Annotated in this window: 15 protein-coding genes; 7 read left to right on the top strand and 8 right to left on the bottom strand. The window is 65.3% G+C overall.

Features of this window, described 5'->3' with window-relative positions; genetic code table 11:
* Nucleotides 1-7: 7 nt before the first annotated feature.
* On the bottom strand, nt 8-1,369 hold the full coding sequence (gene mltG / locus ASF58_RS22620; RefSeq protein WP_055957983.1) for an endolytic transglycosylase MltG: 1,362 nt from the start codon (nt 1,367-1,369) through the stop codon (nt 8-10).
* A gap of 453 nt (nt 1,370-1,822) precedes the next feature.
* Here mltG and ASF58_RS27570 point away from each other — a divergent pair, with 453 nt between their 5' ends.
* Genes ASF58_RS27570 through ASF58_RS25435 form a run of 3 tightly spaced genes read left to right on the top strand, consistent with a single transcriptional unit; the run spans nt 1,823 to nt 3,258 of the window.
* The gene (locus ASF58_RS27570; RefSeq protein ID WP_280137572.1) at nt 1,823-1,951 is read left to right on the top strand and encodes a hypothetical protein; all 129 of its coding nucleotides are present in this window, start codon (nt 1,823-1,825) and stop codon (nt 1,949-1,951) included.
* Nucleotides 1,952-1,976: 25 nt separating this feature from the next.
* The gene (locus ASF58_RS25440) at nt 1,977-2,297 is read left to right on the top strand and encodes a helix-turn-helix transcriptional regulator (RefSeq protein WP_082513254.1); all 321 of its coding nucleotides are present in this window, start codon (nt 1,977-1,979) and stop codon (nt 2,295-2,297) included.
* The gene (locus ASF58_RS25435) at nt 2,272-3,258 is read left to right on the top strand and encodes a reverse transcriptase family protein (protein WP_082513267.1); all 987 of its coding nucleotides are present in this window, start codon (nt 2,272-2,274) and stop codon (nt 3,256-3,258) included. The genes ASF58_RS25440 and ASF58_RS25435 overlap by 26 nt, the downstream gene beginning before the upstream one ends.
* An 11-nt stretch (nt 3,259-3,269) precedes the next feature.
* Here the strand turns inward: ASF58_RS25435 and fabF are convergent, their stop codons facing one another.
* The 5 genes from fabF to ASF58_RS22595 all read right to left on the bottom strand — a co-directional run bounded on the left by fabF (nt 3,270) and on the right by ASF58_RS22595 (nt 7,838).
* The gene (gene fabF / locus ASF58_RS22615) at nt 3,270-4,532 is read right to left on the bottom strand and encodes a beta-ketoacyl-ACP synthase II (RefSeq protein ID WP_055957980.1); all 1,263 of its coding nucleotides are present in this window, start codon (nt 4,530-4,532) and stop codon (nt 3,270-3,272) included.
* A gap of 87 nt (nt 4,533-4,619) precedes the next feature.
* Complete coding sequence (locus tag ASF58_RS22610) at nt 4,620-4,856, bottom strand: acyl carrier protein (protein ID WP_018044468.1); 237 nt, start codon at nt 4,854-4,856, stop codon at nt 4,620-4,622.
* Between the two features lie 428 nt (nt 4,857-5,284).
* Nucleotides 5,285-6,025, bottom strand: a complete 741-nt coding sequence (gene fabG, locus ASF58_RS22605; RefSeq protein ID WP_055957977.1) for a 3-oxoacyl-[acyl-carrier-protein] reductase — start codon at nt 6,023-6,025, stop codon at nt 5,285-5,287.
* A gap of 30 nt (nt 6,026-6,055) precedes the next feature.
* Nucleotides 6,056-6,997, bottom strand: a complete 942-nt coding sequence (gene fabD, locus ASF58_RS22600) for an ACP S-malonyltransferase (RefSeq protein WP_055957974.1) — start codon at nt 6,995-6,997, stop codon at nt 6,056-6,058.
* A 118-nt stretch (nt 6,998-7,115) separates the two neighbouring features.
* Nucleotides 7,116-7,838 carry a carbonic anhydrase gene (locus tag ASF58_RS22595; protein WP_055957971.1) on the bottom strand — a complete coding sequence of 241 codons (723 nt, stop codon included), beginning with the start codon at nt 7,836-7,838 and terminating at the stop codon, nt 7,116-7,118.
* A 231-nt stretch (nt 7,839-8,069) separates the two neighbouring features.
* Between ASF58_RS22595 and rpoZ the strand changes: the two genes are divergently transcribed.
* The 3 genes from rpoZ (at nt 8,070) to ASF58_RS22580 (ending at nt 11,996) form a co-directional block, all read left to right on the top strand.
* Nucleotides 8,070-8,480, top strand: a complete 411-nt coding sequence (rpoZ, locus tag ASF58_RS22590; RefSeq protein ID WP_055957968.1) for a DNA-directed RNA polymerase subunit omega — start codon at nt 8,070-8,072, stop codon at nt 8,478-8,480.
* Nucleotides 8,481-8,664: 184 nt separating this feature from the next.
* Complete coding sequence (locus ASF58_RS22585) at nt 8,665-10,908, top strand: bifunctional (p)ppGpp synthetase/guanosine-3',5'-bis(diphosphate) 3'-pyrophosphohydrolase (protein WP_055957965.1); 2,244 nt, start codon at nt 8,665-8,667, stop codon at nt 10,906-10,908.
* Between the two features lie 413 nt (nt 10,909-11,321).
* Complete coding sequence (locus ASF58_RS22580; RefSeq protein ID WP_055957962.1) at nt 11,322-11,996, top strand: NYN domain-containing protein; 675 nt, start codon at nt 11,322-11,324, stop codon at nt 11,994-11,996.
* Nucleotides 11,997-12,314: 318 nt separating this feature from the next.
* On the opposite strand, the gene smpB is transcribed toward ASF58_RS22580, so the two are convergent.
* On the bottom strand, nt 12,315-12,788 hold the full coding sequence (gene smpB / locus ASF58_RS22575; RefSeq protein ID WP_055957959.1) for an SsrA-binding protein SmpB: 474 nt from the start codon (nt 12,786-12,788) through the stop codon (nt 12,315-12,317).
* Nucleotides 12,789-12,870: 82 nt separating this feature from the next.
* Nucleotides 12,871-13,770, bottom strand: coding sequence for a 4-hydroxy-tetrahydrodipicolinate synthase (dapA, locus tag ASF58_RS22570; protein ID WP_055957956.1), 900 nt, complete (start codon nt 13,768-13,770; stop codon nt 12,871-12,873).
* Nucleotides 13,771-13,957: 187 nt separating this feature from the next.
* Between dapA and ASF58_RS22565 the strand changes: the two genes are divergently transcribed.
* On the top strand, nt 13,958-16,228 hold the full coding sequence (locus ASF58_RS22565) for a lytic transglycosylase domain-containing protein (RefSeq protein ID WP_055957953.1): 2,271 nt from the start codon (nt 13,958-13,960) through the stop codon (nt 16,226-16,228).
* Nucleotides 16,229-16,263 lie beyond the last annotated feature (35 nt).

Genomic DNA, 16,263 nt, shown 5'->3' with positions numbered 1-16,263 from the left:
CCCTCCCCTACGGCTGCTTCAGCACCGGCACGGTCTTGGGCGAGTTCAGGTCGAAGGTCTTGTTGCGCAGGGGGTCGAGGCGGGTGCCCTCCGAGGCGTCGAAGGCCTTCACGCGGCCGCCGGGGCCGTCGGGGCTGGCGGCCATGTTGGTGCCGTCGGGGGCGTAGGCCGAGGCGGTGCCGGGGACGGCGGAGGCGCCCGGCGGGTCGGCCTTGTCGACCACCGCGTCCGGCGTCGGGGTCTGGCGGGCGCGCTCGACCTGGCGCCAGCGGGCGACGTTGCGGGAATGGCCCTCGAGGGTCTCGGCGAAGGCGTGGCCGCCGGTGCCGTCGGCCACGAAGAACAGGTCCTTGGTGCGCGAGGGGTTGGCCACCGCCTCCAGGGCGGCGCGGCCCGGATTGGCGATGGGGCCCGGGGGCAGGCCCTCGATCACGTAGGTGTTGTAGGGCGTCGCGCGTTCGATCTCGGCGCGCTGGATGCCGCGCCCGAGGGTGCCGCGCCCGCCCACCAGCCCGTACACGATGGTCGGGTCCGATTGCAGCTTCATGCGCTTGTTGAGGCGGTTGACGAACACCCCGGCGACCCGGGGCCGCTCGTCGGCCCGGCCGGTCTCCTTCTCGACGATGGAGGCCAGCGTCACCATCTCGGCCGGCGTCTTCACCGGGATCTCGGCCGAGCGCCGCAGCCAGATCTGGTTCAGGACCTCGCGCTGCTTGGCGCGCATCAGGTTGACGATCTGCTGGCGCGTGGCGCCGCGCTCGAACTTGTAGGTGTCGGGCAGCAGCGAGCCCTCGGGCGGGATTTCGTTGATGTCGCCGGTGAGAACGTCGTTGTCGTTGAGGCGCATCACGATCTGCTCGGAGGTCAAGCCTTCCGGGAAGGTGATGGCGTGCTGCACCTGCCGGCCGGAGGCCAGGGTGTCGATGGCCTCGCCGATGCTGGCATGGGCCTTGAAGGTGTACTCGCCGGCCTTCAGGGCCTTGCCCGAGAAGCGGGCGGCCCATTCGAACAGGGCGGTGTGGGTGATGACGCCCTCGCGGGAGAGCGCCTCGGCGATCTCGGTGGTGCCGCTGCGGGGCGGGATGACCACGACCTTGTCGGCGGGCAGCGGACCCGCCTCCTTGGTCTGGCGCTCGAACAGGGTCACGCCGATCATCACGGCGATGGCCAGCACCACGGAGGCGGTGAGCAGGCCGGAGATGCGGGCCAGCAGGCCGCCGCGCTCACGGACCGGACGGTCGGGCGGCGGGGGCGCAGCCGTGGGCTTGATCGCCTCGCTCGGGCTGCGAGGCGAGAGACGGTTGGGCAGGGCCGGCTCGTCGGAGAGCACCGGCGTCTGCGCCGGATCTGGGCGTTTGCGGAAGAACATGGACATCCTGTTCGGGCCTCAGGTCCCCGCCCCGGCCGCCGCCGAAGTGTTGGGGAGTCCGCGCGTCGGAGTCGAGGGGGTGGGCGCACGGGGCGAGCATTTTGGCGCGCGAACTTGGTGGGTTTTGTGGCGGAATCCTGCGCAAGCAGCCACGCGTTTCCAGCGAACAAGATGAAATATCGCTCTGTGCGATTTTTTATCTTGTCATCTCATATGTGCTTCGATAGGTTCACTGGGCGATGGTTGTTCATACTGCACTCGTCACCAGCTGGGGCTTCGAGCCCTGTGAGAGGTTAATCCTCTCGTCTACCTCCTTCGGCCTCAGCGGGGGCGGCGCCGTGCCGCGCCCGCCCGGGGCCGGGCGCGGCAATCCCGAGGTTCAAACGCTTCTGAACAGAACTCCGTCAGCCTACGGGGGTCAGTATCTCGCTGGCCGGCTATGCGGAGTACCCCATGAGCAAGAACCCTCGCCAGCGGCAGCGTCGTTTCTCTTTTCGATTCTGGTTGTCGATCTTCAAGGCAATCGTCGTGATCGGACAGTTGGCACATCTCGTCATGAAGCTTTTTTCATTGCGCGAGTGAACGGCGACCTCGGGACAGCCACACCATGAGCAAACGCCCCTTGATTAATGAAGCACTTCGATTGCTCCGCCTTTACTGCGGTTATTCGCAGATTGAGTTGGCGAATGAACTGGGAATTTCTCAGTCCACTATCTCCGAAATTGAAGCATCTAGGAAAAATGTGACGCTAGATATTCTTCAAAAATATAGTGAAAAACTTGAAATTAAAATGTCTCAGCTTTTATTTTTTGCTGAAGAAATAGAGGATCAGCCTATAGGTCGTCGCGGCAAGTTGATTATTGCTGAAAAGGTACTCAAAATCCTGGAAATGATCAAGCCTCATGACGATCAAACGGAAAGAACCTAGTCACCGTTCTGATCGATACGAACTTGAGGCGTCACCGCTGTACCAAAAGCCAACCCAAAAGCAATTTGCTGAACTGGTTGGCCTCAGTAAATCCAAATTACGGGGCCTTATAGACCACAAAAAGCAGTATATTATTCGTCGTGATGCGGAGATAAATGGGAAGAAACGCAGGCTTGTTTACCCATTTGGTAAATTCAGATCTGTCCACGAAAAGCTCAAGTTCCATCTCAACAAAATTATTCAACCGGCATATCTATACAGTCCAAGAAAAGGACGTAATCAAAGATCAAATGCGGTTTTCCATCTTGGGCAAACCCAATATTTGAAGCTTGATATCAAGCAATTCTACCCTTCTACTTCAAGCGAGCATGTCTTCCGGTGGGCAAAATACGATATGCGTATGTCTGATGACGTCGCAGGTTTGCTAGTCCACATCGCAACAATCGATGATGTTGTCTCTTTTGGCTCGCCTCTAACCCCTGTTCTTGCAACACTGGTTCATCGACGTATGTTCAACGCCATAGCCGAAGAGTGCAGTGCTCGTGGCTTGCGAATTTCGCTATGGGTTGATGATATTGTTATATCCGGTAAATTTATTCCCGGTCCGCTTGTCAGTCGGATTAGAGATTTAACTAGGTCAAATGGACTTAAAAGTCACAAACTTGAATATTTTACGGGATACAGAAGAGTGACTATTACTGGTGTAGTTGTGAAAGGCGACGAAATACATTCGCCGAGAAAACTTCATACAGAAATAAGCAATGCATATGGATTGGCTATACAAAGCAACAGCAGAATTGAAGCAGAAGCTGCAGTTGATCGGCTGCTGAGCACTTTGGGTAGATATCGCGTAATGGTAGGTAAAGGCTCACCAATGGGGCGAAGAGCATCTAGCAGGATGAACGCAATTCGTCAGAAACGAGTGCGATTTGTAAGTGAGAGATGCAGTACAACCGATTGAAAAGCGGTTGATTAATCCACCCGCCGCATCACCAGGCTCGCATTCGTCCCACCAAATCCGAACGAATTCGACAGCACCGTATCCACCCGCTTGCGCTTGGCCTCGTGCGGCACGAGGTCGATCGCGGTCTCGACGGAGGGGTTGTCGAGGTTGAGGGTCGGGGGCAGGACGCCGTCGCGGATGGCCAATATCGAAAAGATCGCTTCTACGGAGCCGGCGGCGCCGAGCAGGTGGCCGATGGAGGACTTGGTGGAGGACATCGAGGCCTTGGCGGCGTGGTCGCCGAGCAGGCGCTCCACGGCCTTCAGCTCCAGCTCGTCGCCCATGGGCGTCGAGGTGCCGTGGGCGTTGATGTAGTCGAGATCGCTGGCCTGGATGCCGGCGCGCTTCACGGCGGCGCTCATGCAGCGGAAGGCGCCGTCGCCGTCCGGGGCCGGCGAGGTGATGTGGTAGGCGTCGCCGGTGAGGCCGTAGCCGATCACCTCGGCGTAGATCTTCGCGCCGCGGGCCTTGGCGTGCTCGTACTCCTCGAGCACGACGACGCCGGCCCCCTCGCCCATGACGAAACCGTCGCGGTCGCGGTCGTAGGGACGCGAGGCCTTGGTCGGATCGTCGTTGAAGCCGGTGGAGAGGGCGCGGCAGGCCGCGAAGCCCGCGAGCGCGAGGCGGTTCACCGGCGATTCGGCGCCGCCCGCCACCATGACGTCGGCATCGCCGAACTGGATCAGCCGGGCCGCGTCGCCGATGGCGTGGGCGCCGGTGGAACAGGCCGTCACCACCGCGTGGTTCGGGCCCTTGAGGCCGTGCGCGATCGAGATCTGGCCGGAGGCCAGGTTGATGATGCGGCCGGGAATGAAGAAGGGGGAGATCCGGCGCGGGCCCTTGTCGTGCAGGGTCACCGAGGCGTCGTAGATGCCGCCGATGCCGCCGATGCCCGAGCCGACCATGACGCCCGTGGCGCACTGGTCCTCGTAGGAGGTCGGATGCCAGTCGGCGTCGTTCAGGGCCTCGCCGGCCGCCGCCATCGCGTAGACGATGAACGGGTCGACCTTGCGCTGCTCCTTCACCTCCATGAAGGTGTCGGGATTGAAGCTGCCGTCGCTTCCGTCGCCGAAGGGCACGGAACACGCGATGCGGCAGGCGAGGTCGTCGACGGGAAACGCCGTCACGACCTTGGCTGCCGATTCGCCGGCGATCAACCGGCTCCAGGTGGCTTCGACCCCGCTGGCCAGCGGCGTCACCATCCCCAAGCCCGTCACCACTACCCGACGCATCGCGCTATCCCGAACCGGTCCTGTCATCACAACGAATGGCGCGCGGGGTCCGTTTCACCGGACCCCGCTGACGCACGACCCGTGGCCTTAAGCGGAGTTCTTCTCGAGGAACTTCACCGCGTCGCCGACCGTCTGGATGGTCTCGGCGGCATCGTCGGGGATCTCGACGTTGAACTCTTCCTCGAACGCCATCACGAGCTCGACGGTGTCGAGGCTGTCGGCGCCGAGATCATCGATGAAGTTCGCGCCCTCGACCACCTTCTCCGGCTCAACGCCGAGGTGCTCGACAACGATCTTCTTCACGCGCTCAGCGATATCGCTCATCGGTCTTGGTCCTTAGCTCTTCAAGGTCGTGATGGTGCAAGGATCTTGTTGGTGAAGAGTCTTGCTGGTGGAAGGTCGGTGAAGGTGCCGTGGCCGCCGTCCCGTCCTCGGGACTGACTGTTCAGATTGAGCGGCCGGTGTGTTCGATCGCGCGTTTCGGGCAAGTCACCGCACTTGTCCAGTCCGTGACCCACGTTTTTCAAACATCCGCAACACGCTGAATCGGCACCCCCCTCGCACGGCAGCCGGGGTGTTAACACAGGGTTCCGACGCTGGCGAGAGGCTGTTCACAACCCGTTCATCGGTGTGGCCTTTTCGAGCCAATCGCCTGTTTTTTGGTCGGTGCGCCGCTGCGACGTTCGACGGTCTTGATCCTCCTCCGCCCCGGAATACACGGGAATGCATCCCGGGGGGGGCAGGCGCGATCGTCAATACATCGCCATGCCGCCGTTCACGTGCAGGGTCTGGCCGGTGACGTAGGCGGCCTCGTCGGAGGCGAGGTAGATCGTGGCGGCGGCGATGTCGGTGCCGGTGCCGAGCCGCCCCATGGGGACGCGGCCGAGGATGCCCTCGCGCTGCTTGTCGTTCAGGGCATCGGTCATCGGCGAGGTGATGAAGCCGGGGGCGATGCAGTTGACCGTGAGGTTGCGGGTGGCGACCTCGGCGGCCAGGGCCTTGGTCATGCCCACGAGGCCGGCCTTGGCGGCGGCGTAGTTGACCTGCCCCGGATTGCCGGTGGCGCCCACCACCGAGCCGATGTTCACGATGCGGCCGTGGCGGCGCTTCATCATGCCCTTCACGGCGGCCCGCGAGAGCCGGAACGCCGCCGACAGGTTGACGGCGATCACCGCGTCCCACTCGTCGTCCTTCATGCGCAGCACGAGGTTGTCGCGGGTGATGCCGGCATTGTTCACCAGGATGTCGAGGCCGCCCAGGGCCGCCTCCGCCGCCGGCACCAGGCCTTCCACCGAGGCCTTGTCGGAGAGGTCGCCCGGCACGAGGTGGACGCGCTCGCCGCCCAGCTCCGCCGCGAAGGCCTCCAGGGCCGCCTGGCGGGTGCCCGAGATGGCGAGGGTCGCGCCCTGCGCGTGCAGGCCCCGGGCGATGGCGCCGCCGAGGCCGCCGGTGGCGCCGGTGACAAGGGCCTTGCGGCCGGTCAGGTCGAACATGGACTGTCCTGTGATTCGGGCGCCTGCGGTTCAGGCGAAGGCGGGGAACGCGGCGATGTCGTCGGGTGTGCCGACCGCGCTCGCCGACGCGCCGGCGGCAATCCGCTTGACGAGTCCGGTGAGCACCTTGCCGGTGCCGATCTCGGTGAACTGGTCGACCCCCTCGGCCGCCATGGCGGCGACGCATTCGCGCCAGCGCACGGTTCCGGTGACCTGGGCGACCAGCGCCTCGCGAATCCGGGCCGGATCGGTCAGGGGCGCGGCCAGCACGTTGGCGTAGACCGGGACCACGGGGCTGTGCATCGCGACCTCGACAAGTGCTCTCTGCATACGAGCGGCGGCGGGAGCCATCAGCGAGCAGTGGAACGGGGCCGAGACGTTGAGCAGGATCGCGCGCTTGATGCCGCGCGCCTGGGCCAGGGCCACCGCCCGCTCGACCGCGGGCTTGTCGCCGGAGAGCACCACCTGGCCGCCGCCATTGTCGTTGGCGACCTCGCAGACCGCGCCCTCGGCGGCCTCCGCGGCGATCGCCTGCGCGGTCTCGGCCTCGGCCCCGATCAGGGCCGCCATGGCCCCGGCCCCGGGAGCCACCGCGTCCTGCATGGCGGTACCCCGGATGCGCAGCAGCCGGGCGGCATCCGCGATGGAGAAGGTGCCGGCGGCGGCCAGCGCGGTGTACTCGCCCAGCGAATGGCCGGCGACGCAGGCGATGTCCCGCTTCAGGTCGAGGCCGCGCTCGGCCTCCAGCACCCGCAGGGTCGCAAGGCTCGCGGCCATCAGGGCCGGCTGGGCGTTGGCCGTGAGCGTCAGCTCCTCGATCGGCCCCTCGAACATCAGGCGCGAGAGCGGCTGGCCCAGGGCCTCATCGACCTCGGCGAACACGTCGCGGGCCTGGTGGAAGTGCTCGGCCAGCGCCCGTCCCATGCCGACGGCCTGACTGCCCTGTCCGGGGAAGATGCAAGCGCGCGCCATGTGGAAGTCCTCGTCTCGCCGGGTCGCCCCGAGAGGCTCGGCCCGGGACAGGAAGGGCGGCGCAGTCGCACCGCCCGCCCCCTGTGTCAACATGGCACCGCAGCGAGGCTCGGCGCTTTTACCCCTCGTTGAAGAAGTCGACCGTGCCTGAATCGAGGCTGTAGGACGCCCCGACGATCCGCAGCTTGCCGACCTTCAGCGGGTCGAGGAGCGACGGCTCGGAAGCGCTGCGCAGGCGCTCCACCACCCGGTTGACGTTGGCACGGACGCAGTTCTCGGTGAAGTCGCCCGGCTTGTCGCGCTGCGACAGCACCGCGGGGACGATCGGCTCGATCATTCGGCCGATCGAGCCCGGAAACACGGTATTGTTCTTGACCACATCGATCGCCGCTTCCACCGCACCGCAGCGGCTGTGACCCATCACCAGCACCAGCGGCACGCCGAGCTGTGAGACGCCGTACTCGATCGACCCCAGGGCGGCGGTGTCGACGCAGTTGCCGGCGTTGCGCACGATGAAGAGCTCGCCGAGGCCGCGCCCGAACAGGATCTCCGGCGATACGCGCGAGTCGGAGCAGCTCACCAGCACCACGAAAGGGGTCTGTCCCAGCGCGATCTCGATGCGGCGCTCGCGGCCCTGGACGGCGCGCACGGGACTGTCGGTCTGGTAGAGGCGGTTGCCCTCCTTCAGGGCCTCCAGCGCCTGGTCGGCAGTCAGGGTCGTCTTCTTCGTCGAGGGCGCTGCCGCGAAGGCGAGGCTCGGCAGCGCGGTGGCCGCGAAGCACCCGGCCCCGAGCCGGCATCCACAGCCGAGCAGGCTGCGACGACTGAGTGGCGTGGTCATGGTTGGACGATCCCCCTGGCCCGGCCGAGGAACCGCCGCGCTTGGATCTTCTACACCGTGCCGCCGCCCCGCGTCGCTGAGGCGTTATGCGGGACCTCGACAGGGGATTGCCGGAGGATCGTCGAACGTGCGCAACGGGATAGACCTGCCGCAGCGCTTGTTGCCCGGCGCCAAGGGGTGTATGAGGCGAGCTCAGCCCAGAAATTCCGTCCGAGGAAGGAGCCGTCCGCCATGGCTCGCGTCACCGTTGAAGACTGCATCGACAAGGTCGAGAACCGCTTCGAGCTGGTTCTGCTGGCCAGCCACCGCGCGCGCCTGCTCGCCGCCGGCGCGCCGCTGACGATCGATCGCGACCGCGACAAGAACCCCGTCTGCGCCCTGCGCGAGATCGGCGACGAGACGATCACCGCGGACGACCTGAAGGAACAGCTCATCCACTCGATGCAGAAGTACGTCGAGGTCGACGAGCCGGAGGCCGAGACCGTGCCGCTGCTGTCGAGCTCGCCGGCCGCTGCCGCGGTGGCGCCGCCCTCGTCCAGCGACGACGGCGCGGTTCAGTTCGATCGCATGAGCGAGGAAGACCTCCTGCGCGGCCTCGAGAACCTGGCGCCGCCCACCGAGACGGATGACGAGGCCGAGTAAGCCTCTCCCGCCCGACGTGAACTGACAAAGAACCCGGCCGCCGCGCCGGGTTTTTTCGTCCCGGAAGCCCGGATTTGCCGCTGATGCGACGCCGTGGGGCTGGCGTGCCCGCGTGCGATGCGGGACACATCAGGGGAGCGGTCCCGATGCCGGGGTTGTCGAGCGTGAAAGGGTCCTTCGGCGGATGATGCGCCAATATGAACTTGTCGAGCGGGTGAAGCGCTACAATCCCGCCGCGAACGAGGCCCTGCTGAACCGCGCCTACGTCTATGCCATGCGCGCCCACGGCACCCAGAAGCGGGCCTCGGGCGACCCCTTCTTCGCTCACCCCCTCGAAGTCGCCGCGATCCTCACGGACCTTAGGCTCGACGACGCCACGATCGTGGCAGCCGTGCTGCACGATACGGTGGAGGATACGGCTGCCACCCTCGACGAGATCCGCGAACTCTTCAGTCCCGAGATTGGTGCCCTCGTCGACGGGCTGACCAAGCTGAAGCGCCTCGACCTCGTGTCGAAGCGGGCGGCACAGGGAGAGAATTTTCGAAAACTGCTCCTGGCGGTGGCAGCCGACGTCCGCGTGCTCCTCGTCAAGCTCGCCGACCGGCTGCACAACATGCGCACGCTCCATCACATGCGGGCGGACAAGCGCGAACGGATCGCACAAGAGACCCTCGACATCTACGCGCCGCTCGCCGGACGCATGGGCATGCAGGAATTGCGCGAGGAACTCGAGGATCTCGCGCTCCGCAACCTCAAGCCGGAGATCTACGCCACCATTGACCAGCGGCTCACCGATCTTTCCGCCAAATCGGAACGCCTCGTCGAAAGCATCGAGCACGATCTGACCGCCAAGCTCGCCGCGCAGGGCATCAAGGCCGTCGTCACGGGGAGGCAGAAGCGACCCTACTCCATCTCGGCCAAGATGGAGCGCAAGTCGGTCGCCTTCGAGCAATTGTCCGACATCTTCGGCTTCCGTGTCGTCGTCGAGACCCTGGCCGATTGCTACGGTGCTCTCGGCGTCGTTCACACCAGCTGGCCGATGGTCCCAGGCCGGTACAAGGACTACATCTCGACGCCGAAGCAGAACGATTACCGCTCGATTCACACCACGGTGATCGGCCCGAAGAGCCAGCGCGTCGAGCTGCAGATTCGCACGGCCGCGATGGATGAGATCGCCGAATATGGTATCGCCGCCCATGCTCACTACAAGGAGAGCGGCGGCAAGGACGATATTGGCGGCGGGCATCCCCGCCTGGCTACCGAGAGCGGCGCCTATCAGTGGCTGCGTCGCACCATCGAACTTCTGGCCGAGGGCGACAGCCCGGAAGAATTCCTGGAGCACACGAAGCTCGAGCTCTTCCAAGACCAGGTATTCTGCTTCACGCCGAAAGGACGCCTGATCGCCCTCCCCCGCGGCGCGACCCCGATCGACTTCGCCTACGCCGTTCACACGGATGTCGGGAACACGGCGGTCGGCGCCAAGATCAACGGCCGGATGGCGCCGCTGCTGCACGAACTCGTCAACGGTGACGAGGTCGAGATCGCGCGCTCGGACGGCGCATCCCCCCCGGCAGCATGGGAATCCCTGGTGGTCACCGGCAAAGCGCGCTCCGCGATCCGGCGTGCGACGCGCTCGGCTGTCCGGCGCCAATATGCCGGCCTGGGGCGCCAGATCCTTGATCGTGCCTTCGAGCGGGCGGCCAAGAGCTTCTCGGAGGACAAGCTGCGCGGGGCGCTGCCCCGTCTCGCCCGGCAGAGCACCGAAGACGTCTTCGCCGCCGTCGGACGAGGCGAGATGTTCTCGGGTGACGTCGTGCGGGCTGTCTATCCGGACCACAAGGACGAGCGTCGCGGCGCGCCGGCACCGTTGCCGCAGCCGACCTCGACCGACGGAGCGGGGCGCCTCAGCCTGGCCAAGGATCAGACCATGCGCCTGACGTTCCCGGAAGGGAGAAGCGCGGAGCATGGCCGCTCGGACGGAATCCCGATTCGCGGTCTCGACAGCGACTTGCCGGTCAGCTTCGCGCCCATCGGTGGTGCCGTCCCGGGCGACCGCATCGTCGGCATTCTGACCCCGGGCGTCGGCGTCACGATCTACCCGATCCAATCGGCGGCCCTCGCCGACTTCGACAACGAGCCCGACCGCTGGCTTGATGTGCGCTGGGACGTCGAGGCCGGGACGAGCGAACGCTTTCCGGCGCGCCTCGCCCTGCAATCGATTAACGAGCCGGGCGTCCTCGCACAGATCGCCCAGGTCATCGCCGATCATGACGGCAATATCGACAATGTCTCGATGAAGCGAAAGACGCAGGACTTCACGCAGATCGTAATCGATCTCTCCGTTTGGGACCTGAAGCACCTGAACGCCATCATCTCTGAGCTTCGTGGGAAGCGGACGGTGAACAAAGTCGAGCGCGTCAACGGCTGAGCTGGACGGAGGAAAAGGCGTCAGCGCTAAACGCGCAGTGACAAGGCGTCCGCTCATTGCCCCGCCCTCGACGAGGCGCCCGTGGAAGGCAGCATCCCGCTTCGCGAGCGCTGGCGTGCGAAGAATCCGCTACGACCGCCGCCGGCGGTTGCGATTCGGAAAATAAACCTGCGTAGATTGTTGTCGGATTTCCCTCATATCAGGCCAAAGTTGACTTTTGCGTTGATACGCCTTTAAACAATCATAAGGTATTTCAGTCACAAAGCTTCGTTGCGCGATCAATTTGTTCTTTTTTGCTTTAGTCTCATTCTGAGCATTTAATACGAGACCGAGAAGCAAGTAGCAGCTTCGGTGGCGTCTATCATTCCTCCGAGAAATATTCGTTTTTATCCTCCTCTTAAGCGGGTCACCACATGAGCGCACAACAGCGCAGCGCCTTGTTTATCGATGGCGCGAATCTTTATGCGGCAACCAAGGCGCTCGGGTTCGATATCGATTACAGGCGTCTTCTCCGGGAATTTCAATCGAGAGACGCGCTTCTTCGAGCCTTTTATTATACGGCTATTGTTGAAGATCAGGAATATTCGTCCATCCGGCCGTTGATCGACTGGCTCGATTACAACGGCTTCCGCGTCGTCACCAAGCCTGCAAAGGAATTCGTCGACTCGATGGGTCGGCGGAAGGTGAAGGGCAACATGGATATCGAGTTGGCGATCGACGCCCTCGAACTCGCCTCCCATATCGACCATATGGTGCTCTTCTCCGGCGACGGGGATTTCCGGTCCCTGGTCGAGGCGATGCAGCGCCGCGGCGTTCGCGTGACCGTCGTCAGCACGATTCAGACGCAGCCCGCGATGATCGCGGACGACCTGCGCCGGCAGGCCGACGAATTCGTGGATCTTGCGCAGCTGATCTCGCGGATCGGCCGCGATCCTGGCGAGCGTGGCTCGCGCGTCCCAGACAACCGGCATTCCGGTGACACAGCGACCCGCTTCCGCGGCGAGACGCCGGAGCGATCGGCGCGACCGAGTCCCGCCCTGGAAAGCCGCTACGGCATTCGTCAAAATGACGAGGTCGTCGAGCCCTGAAACGCCGGGAAACCGGCGCATGAGGTAGAGACGGAACGTTGAGGCCGGGCAGTCACGTTGCCCGGCCTCATTCATACCGACACTGCCCTGCCTGGGAGAGCCGTCTCGCCCGACACGCGGCGGGGTGTTCGGACCGCTGCACTGCGTGTCCCCCGTTCCGGCCAATGTCGGTGCAGTTTCGCCGTCGTGGCGATTGTTCGTCGATCGCTTCAACGCTCTCGGATCATACCCGGGCTGTCGGAGAAACGGTCGGCATTCAGGCCCGCGGGCGCTCTCTGCGTCCGGAGTGATCGCTAACCCTGCGAATAACCCTCGCCCTCAGCCCTTGTCGCGCATGATGCGGGCGCGGTCGCGCTGCCAATCGCGCTCCTTCGAGGCTTCGCGCTTGTCGTGCAGCTTCTTACCCCGGCCAAGTCCAAGTTCGATCTTCGCGCGGCCGCGTTCATTGAAATAGATCTTCAGCGGAACGACGGTGAAGCCTTCGCGCTGGGTGGCGCCGATCAGCTTGTTGATCTGCTTCCGATGGAGCAAGAGCCGGCGCGGCCGCTTGGTCTCATGGTTGAAGCGGTTCGCCTCGACATATTCCGGGATGTACGCGTTGAAGAGCATCAGATCGGTGCCGGACGGACCGGCGTAAGCCTCCCCGATCGTCGCCTTGCCTTTGCGCAGGGATTTGACCTCGGTCCCCGTCAGAGCGAGTCCCGCCTCGAGCGTGTCGGTGATCTCGTAATGGTAGCGGGCGGCGCGGTTATCGGCGACGACGCGGCGGTTCGATTCGGGTTTGGGAGCCATCACAACGTCGGGTCAGGCCGGTCGCGCCATCGCGACCGGGCCGAGGGATATGGTTCTGCGCGGACTGCTTTGCCAGTCTGGCTCAGGCGTCGAGTAGGCCCGCATGTCGCAAGGCGGCGTCGACCAGCGCTTTCGTCTCGGCGCTCACGGTGAGAAGCGGCAGCCGCACCTCGTCGGTCATCAGGCCGAGCCGCGCGAGGGCGTACTTCACCGGCGACGGGTTCGGTTCCACAAACATGCTGGCGTGCAACGGCATCAGCCGGTCCTGGATCTGGAGCGCCTTGGCGTAGTCGCCGCCCAGGGTCGCCTCCTGGAGCTCGGCGCAGAGTCGCGGCGCGACGTTCGACACCACCGAGATGCAGCCGCGGCCGCCATGGGCGTTGAAGCCGAGCGCCGTCGCATCTTCGCCCGAAAGCTGGATGAAGTCTTCGCCCATGGCCTGGCGCTGGAGGCTGACCCGGTCGAGCTTGGCCGTGGCGTCCTTCACACCGGCGATATTCGTGAGTTCGTACAGGCGCGCCATCGTCTCGACGCTCATGTCGACGATGGAGCGCCCGGGAATGTTGTAGAGGATGATCGGAATGCCGATGGCGTCGTTCACGGCCTTGAAATGCGCGTAGAGGCCGGCCTGGGTCGGCTTGTTGTAGTACGGCGTGACCACCAGCACGGCATCCGCTCCCGCCTTCTCGGCGTGGCGGGCGCGCTCGACCGCCTCGGCGGTGGAATTGGAGCCGGCACCGGCGATCACAGGCACGCGGCCGCCGGCCTCCTCGATGCAGATCTCGACCACGCGGTCGTGCTCGGCATGGCTCAAGGTCGGGCTTTCGCCGGTGGTGCCGGTGGGAACGAGCCCGTGGATACCCTCAGCGATCTGCCAGTTCACGAACTTGCGAAAGGCTGCCTCGTCGAAGGCGCCGTCCCTGAACGGAGTCACGAGGGCGGACATCGCGCCCCTGAGGCGTCGTGTGGAGGTCTCGGTCATCCTGGCGTTCCCAGCCGTCGGTCTCGTCATGCGCCGGTTGTCCGGCAGCGGCACCGCTTCGCGCGGACGGGCAGACATAGGCTCTCGTCCGCACCGGCGCAAACGCTGCGTTCATGGGGTTAATGCCTTCTTAATGCCCTTCGGGTGAGCTTGAAGGTCTGTCCACGGTGATGGGACTGGAAGAACCATGGTGTTCTCGACGCAACGCGCAGCCCTGATGCTGGCTCTGAGCCTCGTGTCGGCCGGAGCGCTCGCGGCCTCCGCCGGACTGGATGGCGACGCGCCGAGCCTTCGCCCCGCCAGCGACGCGGTCGCTCCCTCGTCCGCCTTGCCCGAGGCCAAGGTCGCAGATCCCATCGCGGCCGATGCTCTCAAGATCGAGGCGAAGACTCCGGAAGCCGCTCCCAGCCAGGGTCTGCCCCCTGCGGCCAAGGCCTATGCCTCGGCTGATCCCGAGGCCGCCATCGCCTTTCCGCTGCCCGACGCAGCCGTGTCACCGGCCGCGCCCGTCCCGGAGGTCGTGGATCCGGCCCGCGCGGCACAAGCGGCGCCCGACGTCGATCTTCCCGCTCTGCGGCAGGCGATCGATGCCTATCGCAAAGGCCGCGTTTCGGACGGTGATCGCCTGCGGGACGCCTTCGCGGACCCCGCCGCGCGCGCACTTCTCGAATGGGTTGCGATCCGAGCCGGTGCCGGCATCGGTTTCGACCGCACCGTCGCTTTCACGCGCAGCAATCCCGACTGGCCGGCCGGCCCCCTGCTCCGCCGCCGCGCCGAGGAGGCCCTGCTCACCGAACGCAGGAACTCCACCACGGTGCGGGCCTTCTTCGCCGCCTCGCGGCCGGCCAGCGCGCCGGGCAAGTTCGTCCTGGCGCTGGCCCTCCGGGCCGACGGCTTCGACGAGGACGCCGCCGTTCTCGTGCGCGACCTGTGGCGCTCGGAAACCTTCGGCCGGAACCTCGAGACGAAGGTCCTCGAGGCTTTCCCCACGGTCCTGACCCGGATCGACCACCGTTTCCGCATGGAGCGCGCCCTCCTGAAGGAGGATTACGACAGCGCTGGACGGGCGGCGACCCTGGCCGGGGGCAGCTACGCGACCCTGGTCCGCGCACGTCGGGCCGTGGAAGACAAGAGTTCGGCCGCACCGGCGGCCCTCAATGCGGTACCGCCGTCGCTACGCGGCGACTCGTCCTACATCCTGTCGCGAGCGCAGTACCTGCGCCGGCACGACAAGTTCGTGGAGGCGGCAGCGGTCCTCGCCACCGCACCCGCTCATCCCGATGTGCTGGTGGACGGCGACGAGTGGTGGGTCGAGCGCCGGATCGTCGCCCGCAAGCTCATCGATGCCAACGACCCGGTCGCTGCCTACGCGGTGGCGCGCGCACCCTGTGCTCGCACCGTCGAGAAGCGGATCGAGGCCGAGTTCCACGCGGGCTGGATCGCCTTGCGCTTCCAGGACGATGCGGCGAAGGCGGCGCAGCACTTCGCCGAGGCCGCCCGGATTGCCGAGACGCCGATCTCGCTCGCCCGGACCGCCTATTGGCAGGGCCGCGCCGCGGAGGCCTTGGGCCAGGCGGAGGCCGCGAAGACCTTCTACGAGCGCGCCGCGCTCCAGCCCATCGCGTATTATGGACAGCTGGCGCGGACGAAGCTCGGACGTTCCAGCCTGTCCCTGCGCAGCATTCCCGGTCTCGACGCCGCCCAACAGGCTGCCTTCGACCGGCGCCTTTACGTCCGCGCCCTGAAGATGCTGGAGGCCGCAGCGATCCGCGACCTCGCACTGCCGCTCTACATCGACAGCGCGAACCGCCTCACGGATGCGGCCGAACTCGAGGCGCTCGGCAACGTCGCCGCCGAGCAGCGCAACTCCCGCGCCCTCGTCGCCATCGGCAAGATCGCGGTGCAGCGCGGCCTGCCGCTCGATGCCCATGCCTACCCGACGATCGGCATCCCGAACTACGAGGCCTCCGCCGCCGTGCCCCTGGTCGAGAAGGCGATGGTCTATGCCATCGCCCGGCAGGAGAGCCAGTTCGACCCGCAGGCGCAGTCCAGCGTCGGTGCCCGCGGTCTCATGCAGATGATGCCCGCCACCGCCCAGCGCACGGCGCGCCGGGTCAGCGCCAGCTTTGACCCTGACCGTCTGACCAGCGACCCCGCCTACAATGCCCGCCTCGGTCAGGCCCATCTCGGTGAGTTGATGGAGGATTGGCGCGGCTCGTACATCCTCGCTTTCGCCTCCTACAATGCCGGTGGCGGCAACGTGAAGAAGTGGATCGACGCGTACGGCGATCCGCGCAAGGGCGGAGTCGACCCCATCGACTGGGTCGAGCGCATCCCGTTCACCGAGACGCGCAACTACGTCCAGCGGGTGATGGAGAATCTGCAGGTCTACCGCAATCGCCTGGACGGCAAGAGCGCCCTCCTTATCGACGGCGACCTTCAGCGCGGGGCACGCTGAGGACGCGTGGTCAGGCGGGGCTCGCCGCGCTACTT

Source organism: Methylobacterium sp. Leaf125 (assembly GCF_001423085.1).
GTDB lineage: Bacteria > Pseudomonadota > Alphaproteobacteria > Rhizobiales > Beijerinckiaceae > Methylobacterium.
The sequence above is the reverse complement of the archived record's forward strand: the minus strand, read 5'-3'. Positions and strand labels throughout refer to the sequence as shown.

Bases quoted from the DNA above. Each gene is read 5' to 3' on its own strand.
- ASF58_RS22610 (WP_018044468.1), bottom strand. From the start codon at position 4,856: ATGAGCGATATCGCTGAGCGCGTGAAGAAGATCGTTGTCGAGCACCTC.
- ASF58_RS22580 (WP_055957962.1), top strand. From the start codon at position 11,322: ATGAGCGCACAACAGCGCAGCGCCTTGTTTATCGATGGCGCGAATCTT.
- mltG (WP_055957983.1), bottom strand. From the start codon at position 1,369: ATGTTCTTCCGCAAACGCCCAGATCCGGCGCAGACGCCGGTGCTCTCC.
- ASF58_RS27570 (WP_280137572.1), top strand. From the start codon at position 1,823: ATGAGCAAGAACCCTCGCCAGCGGCAGCGTCGTTTCTCTTTTCGATTC.
- dapA (WP_055957956.1), bottom strand. From the start codon at position 13,770: ATGACCGAGACCTCCACACGACGCCTCAGGGGCGCGATGTCCGCCCTC.
- ASF58_RS25435 (WP_082513267.1), top strand. From the start codon at position 2,272: ATGACGATCAAACGGAAAGAACCTAGTCACCGTTCTGATCGATACGAA.
- fabF (WP_055957980.1), bottom strand. From the start codon at position 4,532: ATGCGTCGGGTAGTGGTGACGGGCTTGGGGATGGTGACGCCGCTGGCC.
- ASF58_RS22565 (WP_055957953.1), top strand. From the start codon at position 13,958: ATGGTGTTCTCGACGCAACGCGCAGCCCTGATGCTGGCTCTGAGCCTC.
- ASF58_RS25440 (WP_082513254.1), top strand. From the start codon at position 1,977: ATGAGCAAACGCCCCTTGATTAATGAAGCACTTCGATTGCTCCGCCTT.
- ASF58_RS22585 (WP_055957965.1), top strand. From the start codon at position 8,665: ATGATGCGCCAATATGAACTTGTCGAGCGGGTGAAGCGCTACAATCCC.
- rpoZ (WP_055957968.1), top strand. From the start codon at position 8,070: ATGGCTCGCGTCACCGTTGAAGACTGCATCGACAAGGTCGAGAACCGC.
- ASF58_RS22595 (WP_055957971.1), bottom strand. From the start codon at position 7,838: ATGACCACGCCACTCAGTCGTCGCAGCCTGCTCGGCTGTGGATGCCGG.
- fabG (WP_055957977.1), bottom strand. From the start codon at position 6,025: ATGTTCGACCTGACCGGCCGCAAGGCCCTTGTCACCGGCGCCACCGGC.
- smpB (WP_055957959.1), bottom strand. From the start codon at position 12,788: ATGGCTCCCAAACCCGAATCGAACCGCCGCGTCGTCGCCGATAACCGC.
- fabD (WP_055957974.1), bottom strand. From the start codon at position 6,997: ATGGCGCGCGCTTGCATCTTCCCCGGACAGGGCAGTCAGGCCGTCGGC.